General features: G+C 61.6%; 21 protein-coding genes. 18 read left to right on the forward strand and 3 right to left on the reverse strand.

Annotated features, from left to right (window positions below; translation table 11 throughout):
- Positions 1-103 precede the first annotated feature (103 nt).
- The gene (locus tag U5O12_RS03215) at positions 104-691 is read right to left on the reverse strand and encodes a hypothetical protein (protein WP_322577240.1); all 588 of its coding nucleotides are present in this window, start codon (positions 689-691) and stop codon (positions 104-106) included.
- A gap of 139 nt (positions 692-830) precedes the next feature.
- Between U5O12_RS03215 and U5O12_RS03220 the strand changes: the two genes are divergently transcribed.
- From U5O12_RS03220 to tatC, 14 genes are all read left to right on the forward strand, one after another.
- The gene (locus U5O12_RS03220; protein WP_322577241.1) at positions 831-1,055 is read left to right on the forward strand and encodes a CopG family transcriptional regulator; all 225 of its coding nucleotides are present in this window, start codon (positions 831-833) and stop codon (positions 1,053-1,055) included.
- Complete coding sequence (locus U5O12_RS03225; protein WP_322577242.1) at positions 1,048-1,512, forward strand: PIN domain-containing protein; 465 nt, start codon at positions 1,048-1,050, stop codon at positions 1,510-1,512. Before U5O12_RS03220 ends, U5O12_RS03225 begins: the two co-directional genes overlap by 8 nt.
- A 19-nt stretch (positions 1,513-1,531) precedes the next feature.
- Complete coding sequence (gene hisC, locus U5O12_RS03230) at positions 1,532-2,674, forward strand: histidinol-phosphate transaminase (protein ID WP_322577243.1); 1,143 nt, start codon at positions 1,532-1,534, stop codon at positions 2,672-2,674.
- The gene (gene hisB, locus U5O12_RS03235) at positions 2,671-3,306 is read left to right on the forward strand and encodes an imidazoleglycerol-phosphate dehydratase HisB (RefSeq protein ID WP_322577244.1); all 636 of its coding nucleotides are present in this window, start codon (positions 2,671-2,673) and stop codon (positions 3,304-3,306) included. The genes hisC and hisB overlap by 4 nt, the downstream gene beginning before the upstream one ends.
- A gap of 78 nt (positions 3,307-3,384) precedes the next feature.
- Positions 3,385-4,035, forward strand: coding sequence for an imidazole glycerol phosphate synthase subunit HisH (hisH, locus tag U5O12_RS03240; RefSeq protein WP_322577245.1), 651 nt, complete (start codon positions 3,385-3,387; stop codon positions 4,033-4,035).
- Between the two features lie 68 nt (positions 4,036-4,103).
- Positions 4,104-4,844: a 1-(5-phosphoribosyl)-5-[(5-phosphoribosylamino)methylideneamino]imidazole-4-carboxamide isomerase gene (gene hisA / locus U5O12_RS03245; protein WP_296466749.1), complete on the forward strand. Its 741-nt coding sequence runs from the start codon at positions 4,104-4,106 to the stop codon at positions 4,842-4,844.
- Positions 4,845-4,963: 119 nt separating this feature from the next.
- Positions 4,964-5,743, forward strand: coding sequence for an imidazole glycerol phosphate synthase subunit HisF (gene hisF, locus U5O12_RS03250; protein WP_322577246.1), 780 nt, complete (start codon positions 4,964-4,966; stop codon positions 5,741-5,743).
- Between the two features lie 118 nt (positions 5,744-5,861).
- The gene (gene hisI, locus U5O12_RS03255) at positions 5,862-6,269 is read left to right on the forward strand and encodes a phosphoribosyl-AMP cyclohydrolase (RefSeq protein WP_322577247.1); all 408 of its coding nucleotides are present in this window, start codon (positions 5,862-5,864) and stop codon (positions 6,267-6,269) included.
- Positions 6,270-6,314: 45 nt separating this feature from the next.
- Positions 6,315-6,698 (forward strand): phosphoribosyl-ATP diphosphatase, encoded by a 384-nt coding sequence (locus U5O12_RS03260; protein ID WP_094482449.1) that lies wholly within the window; start codon positions 6,315-6,317, stop codon positions 6,696-6,698.
- Positions 6,699-6,708: 10 nt separating this feature from the next.
- Positions 6,709-7,104 carry a hypothetical protein gene (locus U5O12_RS03265; protein WP_322577248.1) on the forward strand — a complete coding sequence of 132 codons (396 nt, stop codon included), beginning with the start codon at positions 6,709-6,711 and terminating at the stop codon, positions 7,102-7,104.
- On the forward strand, positions 7,101-7,475 hold the full coding sequence (locus tag U5O12_RS03270) for a histidine triad nucleotide-binding protein (RefSeq protein ID WP_322577249.1): 375 nt from the start codon (positions 7,101-7,103) through the stop codon (positions 7,473-7,475). Before U5O12_RS03265 ends, U5O12_RS03270 begins: the two co-directional genes overlap by 4 nt.
- Positions 7,476-7,547: 72 nt before the next feature.
- Positions 7,548-7,787 carry a Sec-independent protein translocase subunit TatA gene (gene tatA / locus U5O12_RS03275; protein WP_322577250.1) on the forward strand — a complete coding sequence of 80 codons (240 nt, stop codon included), beginning with the start codon at positions 7,548-7,550 and terminating at the stop codon, positions 7,785-7,787.
- 14 nt (positions 7,788-7,801) lie between these two features.
- Positions 7,802-8,245 (forward strand): Sec-independent protein translocase protein TatB, encoded by a 444-nt coding sequence (gene tatB, locus U5O12_RS03280; RefSeq protein ID WP_322577251.1) that lies wholly within the window; start codon positions 7,802-7,804, stop codon positions 8,243-8,245.
- Between the two features lie 20 nt (positions 8,246-8,265).
- Entirely contained in the window at positions 8,266-9,060 is a 795-nt protein-coding gene (tatC, locus tag U5O12_RS03285; RefSeq protein WP_322577252.1) for a twin-arginine translocase subunit TatC, read from the forward strand.
- Positions 9,061-9,182: 122 nt separating this feature from the next.
- On the opposite strand, the gene U5O12_RS03290 is transcribed toward tatC, so the two are convergent.
- Positions 9,183-10,328, reverse strand: coding sequence for a S1C family serine protease (locus U5O12_RS03290; RefSeq protein WP_322577253.1), 1,146 nt, complete (start codon positions 10,326-10,328; stop codon positions 9,183-9,185).
- Between the two features lie 97 nt (positions 10,329-10,425).
- On the opposite strand from U5O12_RS03290, the gene U5O12_RS03295 reads away from it, so the two are divergent.
- The 3 genes from U5O12_RS03295 to pdxA are packed head-to-tail and all read left to right on the forward strand — an operon-like array spanning position 10,426 to position 12,610.
- A complete protein-coding gene (locus U5O12_RS03295) occupies positions 10,426-10,791 on the forward strand; it encodes a hypothetical protein (RefSeq protein ID WP_322577254.1) in 366 nt (121 codons plus the stop codon).
- Between the two features lie 17 nt (positions 10,792-10,808).
- Positions 10,809-11,561 carry a Nif3-like dinuclear metal center hexameric protein gene (locus U5O12_RS03300; RefSeq protein WP_322577255.1) on the forward strand — a complete coding sequence of 251 codons (753 nt, stop codon included), beginning with the start codon at positions 10,809-10,811 and terminating at the stop codon, positions 11,559-11,561.
- A complete protein-coding gene (gene pdxA / locus U5O12_RS03305; protein ID WP_322577256.1) occupies positions 11,558-12,610 on the forward strand; it encodes a 4-hydroxythreonine-4-phosphate dehydrogenase PdxA in 1,053 nt (350 codons plus the stop codon). The genes U5O12_RS03300 and pdxA overlap by 4 nt, the downstream gene beginning before the upstream one ends.
- Before the next feature lie 77 nt (positions 12,611-12,687).
- On the opposite strand, the gene mscL is transcribed toward pdxA, so the two are convergent.
- Entirely contained in the window at positions 12,688-13,116 is a 429-nt protein-coding gene (mscL, locus tag U5O12_RS03310) for a large conductance mechanosensitive channel protein MscL (RefSeq protein ID WP_322577257.1), read from the reverse strand.
- Positions 13,117-13,271: 155 nt separating this feature from the next.
- On the opposite strand from mscL, the gene petA reads away from it, so the two are divergent.
- The gene (petA, locus tag U5O12_RS03315; RefSeq protein ID WP_322577258.1) at positions 13,272-13,886 is read left to right on the forward strand and encodes a ubiquinol-cytochrome c reductase iron-sulfur subunit; all 615 of its coding nucleotides are present in this window, start codon (positions 13,272-13,274) and stop codon (positions 13,884-13,886) included.
- The last annotated feature ends 10 nt before the right edge of the window (positions 13,887-13,896 follow it).

The following is a 13,896-nucleotide window of genomic DNA, read 5'->3' on the forward strand; positions in this document are numbered from 1 at the left end:
CGAGTTTTTTTACAGCCTCAACGTCGGCGCTGTCCGGCACGCAGCAGCCGTTGCGAAGCGACAACCTGTTGCTGCGTGTCCGCGACGAGCAACCTGTTATCCCTCATTTCGTCCCCTGACCTGCTTTGAGTCGACTTTGAATGGACTGGCGCATGCTCTCATTCAATACCTTGAACTCTTCGATGAGTTTGTCACATTGAGCTTTTTCAGCCTGGCATAGGGCACGCATTTCTATGAAGACACCGCCTTCACGATTCACTTTTACTTCGCGACGAACGACAGCAGGATTCGCATAGTGGTTGCTGGGTACAAACGACCATTGAATCCCACTGGGTTCGTTGACGATTGTCCAGGCGTCGGGCTTTGTAATCTGAACCTCCACGCCGGGTTTCGCCTTCAACGATGCGATCGCTTCTGCAACGGTTGGATAACCGATTCCTTCGCTACCGGTCTGCTCCGGCGTTTGCGCTGCGACTGCAGTACCAACAAGCATGGCAATTGAGGCAATGGCGGTTTGTAGGCGCATGGGTTTACATGAGGGATAACGTGATGTAGCCGAGTCGGATATTCCGACAAAGTTACCAGCTAAATTGGCCTCCAGCCCTTGCGGAATATGCGTAAGCTGCTCATATAAAGATAGCGGTAAACCCGCCAGCTTCCATGCGCTCTTTTTCGCTTGAATTGCCACCATCGTTCACCCCTCCCGTTCTTTGCTTGCGCCGCACTATAGCGCCAGGCATGCGCGTGTTGCTCGTTTGCCTTGCTTCGCCAATCTCAAAAAATTTACACGAATTTCGTGCAACACGAATTTCGTGTAAACTGCATTCACGATGAAAAACGTCACCATCACCGTTGAAGACGCCACCCTGGAGTGGGTGCGGATCGAGGCGGCGCGGCGCAACACCAGTGTGTCGAGGCTGGTCGGCGAGATGCTGACCGACAAAATGCAGCACGACGACGCCTACGCCCGCGCCCAGCGCGACTGGGTGGCGGATACCTCCAGCTTCAGCTCGGGTGGCAAGGTCTATCCGGTGCGGGATTTGAACATTGGCTAGCCCACTCGACACCTCCGGCGCCATCGTTTTTGTGGACACCAACGTGCTGCTGGCCGCCGACGACGCGTTCGACGCCGCCCGCCAAGCTCGTGTGCGTGAATGGCTGCAGGCCTTGTGGCAGCGCAGGGCGGGGCGTTTGAGCACGCAGGTGCTCAACGCCTATTACGTGGGCGCCACGCGCCACTTCGCCATGCCGCAGGGCGACGCGCGTGCCAAGCTGCGCCGTTACCAGCTCTGGCAGCCCTGGCAGATTGACCACCAGACGGTGGAGACCGCTTGGGGCGTGGAGGCCCGATTTGGCCTACCGTACTGGGACGCGCTCATCGTGGCCGCCGCGGCCCAAAGTGGCGCCAGCCATGTGCTCTCGCTGGATCTGCATCACGGGCAGCAGATCGATGGTGTCACCATCCTCAGCCCCTTGCTGGCCGCGCCCGCCGATCTGGCCTTGACCGAATAACTTTTGTGAAAGCCTCCGCATGACTTCTGCCGTCGACACCACCCTGAACGCGCTGATTGCACGCCGTATCCGCCAGGACGTGCAGGGCATGCATGCCTACGCGGTGCAGGAGTCCAAGGGCATGACCAAGCTCGATGCGATGGAAAACCCGTTTTCCCTGCCGCCGGAACTGCAGGCCGCCTTGGGGCAGCGCCTAGGCGCGCTGGCACTGAACCGCTACCCCGATGGTCGTGTCAACGACTTGCGCAAGGCGTTGGCCGCCTATGCCGATATGCCTGCGGGCTGCGACATCATGCTGGGCAATGGCTCGGATGAGCTCATCAGCCTGCTGGCCATGGCCTGTGACGTGCCGCCAGCGCCGGGGCAAGCCAAGCCAGTGATCCTGGCGCCGGTACCGGGTTTCGTGATGTACGCCATGAGCGCAGCCCTGCAGGGGCTGGACTTCTGCGGCGTGCCGCTGACGGCCGACTTTGCCCTGGATGTGCCTGCCATGGTGGAGGCTATTGCCCGCACCCAGCCGGCTATCGTCTACTTGGCTTACCCCAATAACCCTACCGCCAATCTGTGGGATGCCGCAGACATGCGCACGGTCATTGCGGCCGCCCGCGAGGCCGGCAGCATCGTAGCGGTGGACGAGGCCTACCAGCCCTTCTCCAGCCGCACCTGGCTGGACGACATGCGGGCCCAGCCGCTGGACAATGCCCACGTATTGCTGATGCGCACGCTCAGCAAGTTCGGCTTGGCGGGCGTGCGCCTAGGCTACATGATGGGGCCGTCCGCACTGATTGCGCAGATTGACAAAGTGCGCCCCCCTTACAACGTGAGCGTGCTGAACTACGAATGCGCGCTGTTTGCGCTCGAGCATCAGGATGCTTTTGCGGCGCAAGCCCGCGAAATATGTGCGCAACGCGCCATCCTTTTGCAAGCGCTGCGCAAGCTGCCCCGCGTCAAGGCCTGGGACAGCGATGCCAATATGGTGCTGATTCGCCTAGCTGGCGAGGGCGATCCTGCACAAAAAGTGTTCGACGGCCTCAAGGCGCGCGGCGTTCTGGTCAAGAACGTTTCTAAAATGCACCCATTGCTGGCCCAATGTTTGCGTTTGACCGTTGGCACGGCCGACGAAAACACCCGTTTGCTGAAGGCCCTGCAGGAAACTTTATGAGCACCCCCCACTACCCTCTTACCGAAGTGCCCGCTGCTGCGGCCCCCCGCATTGCTGAGGTGTCCCGTAACACTGCGGAAACCAAAATCCGCGTGCGCGTGAACCTGGACGGCACCGGCGTGAGCCGCCTGTCCACCGGCATCGGCTTTTTCGACCACATGCTCGACCAGATCGCCCGCCACGGGCTGATTGATCTCGATATCGAGGCCGAAGGCGACTTGCACATTGACGGGCACCACACCGTGGAAGACGTGGGCATCACCTTGGGCCAGGCCTTTGCCAAGGCCGTGGGCGACAAGAAGGGCATCCGTCGCTACGGCCATGCCTACGTGCCGCTGGACGAAGCCCTGAGCCGTGTCGTGATCGACTTTTCCGGCCGCCCGCAGTTGGAGATGGATGTGCCCTTCAAGAGCGGCATGATCGGCGCGTTTGACACCCAGCTCACCCACGAATTTTTCCAGGGTTTTGTGAACCACGCGCTGGTGACCCTGCACATCGACAACCTGAAGGGCGAGAACGCCCACCACCAGGCCGAGACCGTGTTCAAGGCCTTTGCCCGCGCGCTGCGCGCAGCCATCGAGTTTGACCCGCGCGCCCTGGGCGTGATCCCCTCTACCAAGGGGACGCTCTAGAATGCAAGCCAAATGTGCCTCTAGACCTTGTGGCGTATGCGCAAGCAGCTACTAAAACCATAGCATGAAGAAAGCAGCATGAAAAAGGTCGCGGTCGTCGATTACGGCATGGGCAACCTGCGCTCTGTCACCCAGGCGGTGATGCATGTGGCCGCCGATGCGGGTGTGGAAGTGGTTTGGGCGCGCACCGCCCAAGAGGTGATGGACGCCGAGCGCGTGGTGCTGCCAGGGCAGGGCGCCATGCGCGACTGCATGCGCGAGTTACACGACTCCGGCATGTTCGACGCCGTGATGCACGCCGCCGCCCACAAGCCACTCATGGGGGTGTGTGTGGGCATGCAAATGCTGCTGGACCACAGCGACGAGCAGAACACGCCCAGCCTGGGCCTCATTCCTGGCAAGGTGGTCAGGTTTGATCTGGCGGGGCAAACCCAGCCGGATGGCAGCCGATACAAGGTCCCCCAAATGGGCTGGAACCAAGTGTGGCAGACAGGCGCGACCCGTCACCCGGTGTGGGGCGAGGTGCCTGACGGCAGCTACTTCTACTTTGTACACAGTTACTACGCCCAACCGTCAGATGCACGCCACAGCGTGGGCGAGGCGGACTATGGCCAACGCTTCTCTGCAGCGATTGCACGCGATAATATTTTCGCAACCCAGTTTCACCCGGAGAAAAGCGCCGAGCATGGCCTGGCGCTGTACCGCAACTTCCTGCACTGGAATCCTTGAATCTTTATCCTTGCCGCACTTCTGCATCTGGCAACGCGACTCTCTTTTCCCTCCAACCCTGAAGCACCATGCTTTTAATTCCTGCGATTGACCTCAAAGACGGCCACTGTGTACGCCTCAAACAAGGCGATATGGACCAATCCACCACCTTCGGCGAAGACCCCGCGGTCATGGCCCGCAGCTGGGTGGACAAAGGCGCGCGGCGCCTGCACCTGGTCGATCTGAACGGTGCCTTTGCCGGCCATCCCAAAAACGAGATGGCGATCCGCAAAATCCTCAAGGAAGTGGGCAACGAGATCGACGTGCAACTGGGTGGCGGTATCCGCGACCTGGACACCATCGAACGCTACCTGGACGCCGGCCTGCGCTACGTCATCATCGGCACGGCTGCGGTCAAGAACCCCGGCTTTCTGCAGGACGCCTGCACCGCGTTTGGCGGCCACATCATCGTGGGCCTGGACGCACGCGACGGCAAGGTGGCCACCGACGGCTGGAGCAAGCTCACCCGCCACGACGTGGTCGACCTGGGCAAGAAGTTTGAGGACTACGGCGTCGAAGGCATCATCTACACCGACATTGGCCGCGACGGCATGCTGTCCGGCATCAACATCGACGCCACCGTCAAGCTGGCCCAGGCCCTCACCATCCCCGTCATCGCTTCCGGCGGCCTGTCCAACATGGCCGATATCGAAGCGCTGTGCGCGGTGGAAGACGAAGGTGTGGAGGGCGTGATCTGCGGCCGCGCGATTTACAGTGGTGACCTGGACTTTGCCAAGGCGCAAGAGCGCGCGGATGAGCTGAATGGTTGATAGACGCTTTTGGGATCCGCGGACTGGGTATTCCACCCGCGAAGGTCCCAAAACCGGCGGTCTCCTCCTTGGTGGGGCAGCGAAGCTACACCCAGTCAGCTGAATCCGGGCGTTTGCACATGTTAGCTAAACGCATCATTCCCTGCCTGGATGTCACAGGCGGCCGAGTCGTCAAGGGCGTCAACTTTGTGGAGCTGCGCGATGCGGGCGACCCGGTGGAAATCGCGGCGCGTTACAACGACCAAGGTGCCGACGAACTCACGTTTCTGGACATCACCGCCACCAGTGATGGCCGCGACCTGATCCTGCACATCATCGAAGCCGTGGCCAGCCAGGTCTTCATTCCGCTCACCGTGGGCGGAGGCGTGCGCGTAGTGGAAGACGTGCGCCGCCTGCTAAATGCGGGTGCGGACAAGGTGAGCTTCAACTCCGCCGCCTTGGCCAACCCCCAAGTCATTGAAGATGCGTCGCTGAAGTATGGCTCGCAAGCCATCGTGGTGGCCATTGACGCCAAGCGCCGCTCCGAAGAAGACGCCGCCACCCGTGGTGCCGGTTGGGACGTGTACAGCCACGGTGGCCGCAAGAACACCGGCCTGGATGCCGTGGCTTGGGCGACCGAGATGGCACGTCGTGGTGCCGGCGAAATCCTGCTGACCAGCATGGACCGTGACGGCACCAAGAGTGGCTTTGACCTCGCGTTGACCCGGGCCGTGGCCGACGCCATCAGCGTGCCCGTGATCGCCAGCGGCGGCGTGGGCAACCTGGACCACCTGGCGGATGGCGTGCAGCAGGGTGGGGCCGATGCGGTGCTGGCAGCCAGCATCTTCCACTACGGTGAATACACCGTAGGCCAGGCCAAGGCCCGCATGGCCGAGCGTGGCATTCCTGTGAGGTTGTAACCCCCGTAGGCTTCGCGCACTTCGTGTCGCTGCGCCCTCCCCCCTGCCGGGGCAGCATCAGCGGCCCGGCAAAGCCGGTTCCGCGATGCCTCTGGGTTTGCGGGTCTGCACTCAACCAATGACGGACAATTGCACTATGAACTGGCTCAAACACATTCGATGGGACTCCAAGGGCTTGGTGCCTGTGATCGCACAAGAGCAGGGCACCAACGACGTGTTGATGTTTGCCTGGATGAACCGCGAGGCCCTGCAAAAGACGGTGGAGCTGGGCCGAGCCGTGTACTTCAGCCGCACGCGCGACAAGCTTTGGTACAAGGGGGAAGAGTCCGGCCACGTGCAAACCGTCCACGAGATCCGCATGGACTGTGACAACGACGTGATTCTGCTCAAAGTGACCCAGCTGGGCCACGAGCCCGGCATTGCCTGCCACACCGGCCGTCACAGTTGTTTCTTCAGTGTGCTGGAAAATGGCGAGTGGAAAGCCGTGGATCCGGTCTTGAAAGATCCCGAGTCCATCTATAAGTAATATTTTTGCGGGACAGATCTTTCGCTCTCTCCCCAACTGATCAACATGTCCACCTCTCAAGACTCCCTGGCCGCCCTGGCTGCCGTGATTGAAAGCCGCAAGGTTGCCAATGGTGGCAACCCGGACGCGAGCTACGTGTCCCGCCTGCTGCACAAGGGACCCGACGCCTTCCTGAAGAAGATTGGCGAAGAAGCCACCGAAGTGGTCATGGCCGCCAAGGATGCCGACCACGGCGGCGATGCCAGCAAAATCGTCTACGAGGTGGCCGACCTGTGGTTTCACACCATGGTGGCGCTGTCGCACTACAACCTGTCGCCTGCGGATGTGATTGCCGAGCTGGAGCGCCGTGTGGGCACCAGCGGCCTGGAAGAAAAAGCCCTGCGCAAAGTGCTTGCGCGCGAGGCCGAGCCCAAAGCCGATTCCCACTGAAGGAGTGTCTATGAGCCAGGATTTCACCACCCCCGCCGAAGTGCCCAGCGTGCAAAAACTGCAGTCGCTCAACACCGTGGGCACCATTAGCTACGTGCTACACCTCATCGTGGCGGTCAGCGCCTTCATACCGGGTGGTCAGTTTGGCGTGACCCTGCTGCTGGTGGCACTGATTTTGGACATGGTCAAGCGCGCCGACGCAGCAGGCACTTGGCATGCATCGCACTTCCGCTGGCGCATCCGCTCGGTGGTGATTGCGGGCGTGGCCTATCTGGTAACCGTGCCACTGTTCCTGTTGCTGTATTTCCCCGGTGCGATTGCCTGGGCCCTGATTTCGGTGTGGTTTTTGTACCGCATCATCACCGGCTTCATTGCCATGAACAAAGGCCAGGAGATCGGTGCATGAGTGCGCACACGCCGGGCCACGACGCCAACTGCATTTTTTGCAAGATCATTGCCAAGCAGATCCCATCCAAAGCGGTGTACGAGGACGAGCAGGTTTATGCCTTCCACGACATCAACCCTTGGGCGCCGGTGCACTTTTTGCTGATTCCCAAGGCCCACATTCCCAGCATGGCGCAAATTGGGCCCGAGCATGCGGCGCTGATGGGCCACATGATGGCCCTGGTGCCCAAGCTGGCGCTGGAGCAAGGGTGCAACCCCTATCCGGATGGCGGCTACCGTTTGGTCACCAACACAGGGGCCGAGGGCGGGCAGGAGGTGCACCACTTGCATTTCCACATCATGGGCGGTCCGCGTCCGTGGTCGCGAGGTTAGGTGGCAGGGCGGCGCAGTAAAAAGGGCTTTGCCCGCGCCGACTAGAATTCAACAAATCGTTAGGAGTAAATCATGGGTACTTTCAGCTGGATTCACTGGGTTATTGTTCTTTTGATCGTTGTCATGGTGTTCGGCACCAAGAAGCTCAAAAACTTGGGCTCTGACTTGGGTGGTGCGGTCAAGGGTTTTAAAGATGGCATGAAGGACGCGTCGACTCCAGCGGCTGACGACAAGCCTGCTGCCCCTGCACAGCAAGTGGCCAACGCTTCGGAAAAAACCACGATCGACGTGGAAGCCAAGCAAAAGAACTAAAGCGTTAGTACGGCGTGATTGACCTCGGCATATCGAAGATGGCGCTGATCGGCGCGGTGGCGTTGATCGTCATCGGGCCCGAAAAGCTGCCCAAAGTGGCCCGCACCGTGGGTGCCTTGCTGGGCAAGGCACAGCGCTACGTGGCGGACGTGAAGGCCGAAGTCAACCGCTCCATGGAGCTCGACGAGCTCAAGAAGATGCGAGAGACGGTGGAGGGTGCTGCGCGTGATGTGGAGAACTCCATTCAGACGCAGGCCAGCGACTTCGAAAAGTCGTGGACCGACGCCACCGACACCGCGCTGGAGCCCGAAACGCCCCAGTACAAACATCCCAACAAAAACTGGCGCCTGAAGCAAGGCGCCATGCCTCAGTGGTACAAGGCCCGCAATGGCGTGCGTACCCGGGCGCAATCGGGCGCAGCCCGTGTGGCGCGCTTTCGTCCGCCGCGCGTGCGCTGACCCGTTTACCCTTCCTCCCCATGGCATCTGACGACAACAAGCAGGACGAGCTCGCCGGTACGGAGCAGCCCTTTGTGCAGCACCTGATGGAGCTGCGCGACCGTTTGGTCAAGGCCGCCATTGCCGTGGGCGTAGCCCTGGCCGTGCTGGCGCTGTACCCCGGCCCGGCCGCGCTATATGACATCTTGGCTGCGCCCTTGGTTTCCACTTTGCCGGCCGGCGGAAAACTGATTGCCACTTCGGTGATTTCTCCGTTTTTGGTGCCACTCAAGATCATGCTGATGACAGCCTTCTTGCTGGCCCTGCCGGTGGTGCTGTGGCAGGTCTGGGCTTTTGTGGCGCCTGGCCTCTACAGCCACGAGAAGAAGCTGGTCTTGCCTCTGGTGGTATCCAGCACCGTGTTGTTTTTTATTGGCGTGGCGTTTTGTTACTTCTTTGTGTTTGGCCAGGTGTTCAAGTTCATCCAGAGTTTTGCCCCCCAAAGCATTGCGGCCACCCCGGATATTGAGTCGTACCTGGACTTTGTGCTGTCCATGTTCCTGGCCTTCGGCCTGGCGTTTGAGGTACCGATTGTGGTGATCGTGCTGGCCCGCATGGGCATCGTCAGCATCGAAAAGCTCAAGGCCTTCCGCAGCTATTTCATCGTGCTGGCCTTTGTGGTGGCTGCCATCGTCACACCGCCCGATGTGGTGTCCCAACTGGCCTTGGCCATCCCGATGTGCATCTTGTACGAAATCGGCATCTGGGCGGCGCAGATCTTTATCAAACACACCCAGGCGCCTGCCGAAGAGGCCCCGACACCTGACGCTCCATAGGCTGATTTTTAGCCAAATCGGCCTCTAGCCCCCGCGCTTATTGCGCGAGCAGCTACTGAAACCATAGCAAAAAGGCGACCCGAGGGTCGCCTTTTTTGTTGGCCTGGCTGCGTAGGGGGTGCTTACCGTGCTGCCGCCTTTGGCTTGGGCCGGACGCCCGGTGTCACATTGAGCTCCATCTTCTGGTTCTTGCGCTCGATGGTGAAGGGGGCTGGGGCACCCGGTTTGAGCGAGGCCACGATGGACAGCAACTGGGTCACGTCGCCAATCGGCTTGTCGGCAATGCTCACGATCACATCTCCGGGGCGCACCCCGGCCTGGGCTGCTGGGCCGTTTTGCAGCACGCCAGTGATGATCACGCCTTCCTTGGCCTTCACGTCAAAGGTCTCTGCCAGCTCGGGGGAGAGGTCGTTGGGTTCCACGCCAATCCAGCCGCGTGTGACCTGGCCGTCTTTCACAATACCGTCCAGCACCATCTTGGCGGTGGCCACCGGAATGGCAAAACCAATGCCCATGCTGCCGCCCGAGCGTGAGTAGATGGCGGTGTTGATGCCCAGTAGGTTGCCATGGGTGTCCACCAGCGCACCGCCCGAGTTGCCGGGATTGATGGCCGCATCGGTCTGGATGAAGTTCTCAAAGGTGTTGATGCCCAACTGGTTGCGCCCCAGCGCGCTCACAATGCCGCTGGTCACAGTCTGGCCTACGCCAAAGGGGTTGCCAATGGCCAGAACCTGGTCGCCGACCTGCAGGCTGTCGGAATTGCCCAGCACGATGGTGGGCAGCTTGTCGAGCTCAATCTTGAGCACGGCCAAGTCGCTGTCAGGGTCGGTGCCAATCACCTTGGCGGCCACGCGGCGGCTGTCGTTCAAGATCACTTCGATCTCGTCGGCCTCTTCAATCACATGGTTGTTGGTCAGGATGTAGCCACTGGGGCTCACGATCACGCCGCTGCCCAAGCCACCTTGGGGCTCGTTGCCCTGGTCGCCGTAGAAAAACTTGAACCAGGGGTCATTGGCGTTGGGGTTTTTGGCCGCCGCCTTGCTGGTGTTAATGCTCACCACCGCGGCCGAAGCCTTTTGTGCCGCCAGGCGGTAGCTGCCAGGCGGAATCTCCCCCGGCTGTGAGGGCGGGGCCTGTAGCAGGGCGATGGCGCTGTCTACCGTGTTGGCGCCATGGCCCAGCCACTGGGGCTTGAGGGTGGCCACCACAAAGTAGGCGGCAAGCAGCACCGTGGTGGTTTGGGAAAACAGCAACCAAAAACGTTTCATCGGAATTTCCAACAGGGGCGGCACACCGACGCGCCGCGCAGCGCAAATTGTAGGCGGCATGGCCTGCGCGTTACAGTGCCACACCACGCCGCTCGCCATGCAAACCATCCTCATCCATCCCGCTGCACCGCCCAAGCCGCCAGAAGGTGCGCCTTGCAATGGCTGCGGCGTGTGCTGTCTGGCCCAGCCCTGCCCAGTGGGCATGGTGTTGTCGGGGCGGCGGCGCGGGGCTTGCGAGGCGCTGCGCTGGGATGGGGTGCAGGCCCGGTACCGCTGCGGCGCCATCACCGAGCCACGCACTGTCGTGTTGGCCGCGTTGCCACCTGCGCTGCAATGGCTGGCACCCTTGCCTGCTGCAATGCTGGCGCGTCTGGCAGGGCGCTGGGTGGCTGCCGGGCAGGGCTGCGACAGCGACCTGCAGCCCCAGTCACCACCAACCGCCTCAACGACAATGCCATCTTGACCCTACCGCGTACCGCCATGACCGACCGCACCACCTTGTTATCTACTCTGGACACGCTGTTACAACCTGAGCGTTTCAAAGACTACGGCCCCAACGGCCTGCAGGTGGAGGGCCGGGCCGAAGTACGCACCCTGGTATCCGGCGTCACCGCTAGCCTGGCGCTGATCGAAGCGGCGGTGGCGGCGAATGCCGATGCCATTCTGGTGCACCACGGCCTGTTCTGGCGCGGGCAGGACGGCCGGGTGACCGGCTGGATGCGCCAGCGCCTGGGCCTGCTGCTGGCGCACAACATCAACCTCTTCGCTTACCACCTGCCGCTGGATGCCCACCCCGAGCTGGGCAACAACGCGCAATTGGGCCGCGTGCTGGGGCTGCAGGCGGACGCACGTTTTGGCGAGCAGCAGCTGGGCTTTGTGGGCGCTGCGCCTGCGGCCCTGGCCACCGCGCAGGCGTTGGCCGAGCATGTGCAGGCCGCTCTCGGTCGCACCGTCACCCTGGTGCCCGGCGGTACGCAGCCGCTGCGCCGCATTGCCTGGTGCACGGGTGGCGCCCAGGGCTACTTTGAAGACGCCATTGCTGCCGGGGCCGATGCGTTCATCACTGGCGAGATTTCCGAGCCCCAGGCCCACTACGCCCGTGAATGCGGTGTGGCCTACATTGCCTGTGGCCACCACGCCAGCGAGCGGTATGGCGCGCCCGCCGTCGCTGCCCATGTGGCGGCGCAACTGGGGCTGGCCCACACCTTCATCGATATCGACAATCCCGCATGAGCACCCCTGTTCTCCCCATTGCCATCACCCTGGGCGATGCCGCCGGCATTGGCCCCGAAATCGTCGCCCAGTCGTTTTTGCGTGAACCTGAGATGCTGCGCGGCTGTTTTGTGGCCGGCGATGTGCAGGCCATGCGCCGCGCGCTGGCCGTGGTGCAGGGCGTGGTGCCCCTGCCTGTGGTGCAGATCGCCACTCCGGCTGAGGTAGCGCAGTTGCCCCCGCGCTGCCTGCCCGTGCTGCAGGTGGGCGAGGCGCTGGCGCCCGTGGCCTGGGGCCAGGTGAGTGCCGCCGCCGGTGAATTTGCCGGGCGTTGTGTGCTGTGGGCGGCGGATGCGGCATTGCGCGGAGAGGTGGCTGCGCTGGTAACTGCGCCGCTGCACAAGGAAGCCTTGTCCGCCGCCGGCGCCCCCTACAACGCCTACCCAGGCCATACCGAGATGCTGCAGGCGGCCGCTGCCCGCCACGCGGGTTTGGCGGTAGACGCCATGCCCGTGCGCATGATGCTGGCCAACGATGAGTTGCGTACCGTGCTGGTCAGCATCCACGTCTCGCTGCGCGACGCACTGGCCGCCGTGACCGTGGACAACGTGTTGCAAACCGTTCTGATCACCCATGCCGCACTGCTACGCACATTGGGCCGCGCGCCGCGCATTGCGGTAGCGGGAGTGAACCCCCACGCAGGCGAGGGCGGCCTGTTTGGCCGCGAGGAGCTGGATACGGTGATCCCTGCCATCGAGGCGGCGCGTTCCCAAGGCTGCCAAGTCTATGGTCCGATTGCTCCCGACACCGTATTCATGCGCGCCCGCCATGCGCCGGGGCATCCGGGCGAGTTTGATGTGGTGGTGGCCATGTACCACGACCAGGGGCTGATTCCCGTGAAGTACTTGGGCGTAGAGCAGGGGGTGAACGTGACGCTGGGCCTGCCGCTGGTGCGCACCAGCCCGGACCACGGCACGGCGTTTGACATCGCCGGCACGGGCCGTGCAGACCCGTCCAGCCTGCTGGCGGCCATCCGCATGGCACGCCAACTATGTTCTCCGGCCGTATAAGAGAAAACGGGCGCTAGAGCCCGTCCTTGTTGCGCAAGAAGCTATTGAATTTATAGCGTCTTTGTTGTCGGGAGTGTTTACTTTTTCAGGCTATCGCGAATTTCGCGCAGCAGCAGCACGTCTTCGGGCGTGACCACTGGGGCGGGGGCGGCGACGGGCGCTTCTTTCTTCAGGCGATTGATCTGCTTCACCATCAGGAAAATGATGAAGGCCAGAATCGCAAAGTTCACGGCCACGGTGATGAAGCTACCGTACGCAAATACGGGAATGCCGGCTTTTTTGAGTCCGGCCAGGGTGGTTTCGGTGCCAGGTGGTACGGCCCCCAAGACCCAGAACATATTGGAAAAGTCCAATTTGCCGATGACGGCACCCACCAGCGGCATGATCAAGTCGCCCACCACCGAATCCACGATCTTGCCAAAGGCAGCGCCAATGATCACACCGACAGCGAGGTCGATCACATTGCCTTTGACCGCGAAATCCTTGAATTCTTGAATCATTCCCATCGCTTGTTGCTCCACATTGGTTGAAAGGTGCTGAGTATTACCGACAAAACCGGGGCAACGGAAGCCTGCTTCGTCAACCCCCGCATTGAATGTCCCCACTGCCGTCAGCTACAATCCCGGCTTACCCCTACTAGCGATGTTCATTGAGGATTCTCATGAGTGAAACCCCTGTCGACACCAAAAAGATCGACGCCAGCAAACGGACTTGGTTGATTGCTTCCGGCTGCGCTGGTGCAGTGGGCGGTGTCGCAACCGCCATCCCTTTTGTGAGCACTTTCCAGCCGTCCGAGCGCGCGAAAGCCGCCGGCGCTGCCGTTGAGGTGGACATCGGGGAGCTTAAACCCGGCGAAAAAGTCACCGTTGAATGGCGCGGCAAGCCCGTCTGGATTGTGCGCCGCACGCCAGAGCAGGTGGCAGCGTTGGCCGGTATTGACGGGCAGCTGGCGGATCCCAAGTCGGAGCGCAAGCCTGATGAACTGACGCCTGAATACGCTCGCAACGAGGCACGCTCCATCAAACCAGAATTTTTTGTTGCTGTAGGTATCTGCTCCCACCTGGGATGTTCGCCTTCCGACAAGTTCCAGATTGGTGCCCAGCCTTCGCTGCCCGACGACTGGAAAGGCGGCTTCTTGTGCCCTTGCCACGGTTCCACTTTCGACATGGCGGGCCGCGTGTTCAAGAACAAGCCAGCGCCTGACAACCTCGAAGTGCCGCCGCACATGTACCTGTCGGACAGCAAGCTGCTGATCGGCGAAGACAAGAAAGCCTGAGGACGAACAA

The sequence above is a fragment of the Rhodoferax sp. genome (assembly GCF_034519335.1).
Lineage (GTDB): Bacteria > Pseudomonadota > Gammaproteobacteria > Burkholderiales > Burkholderiaceae_C > Allorhodoferax.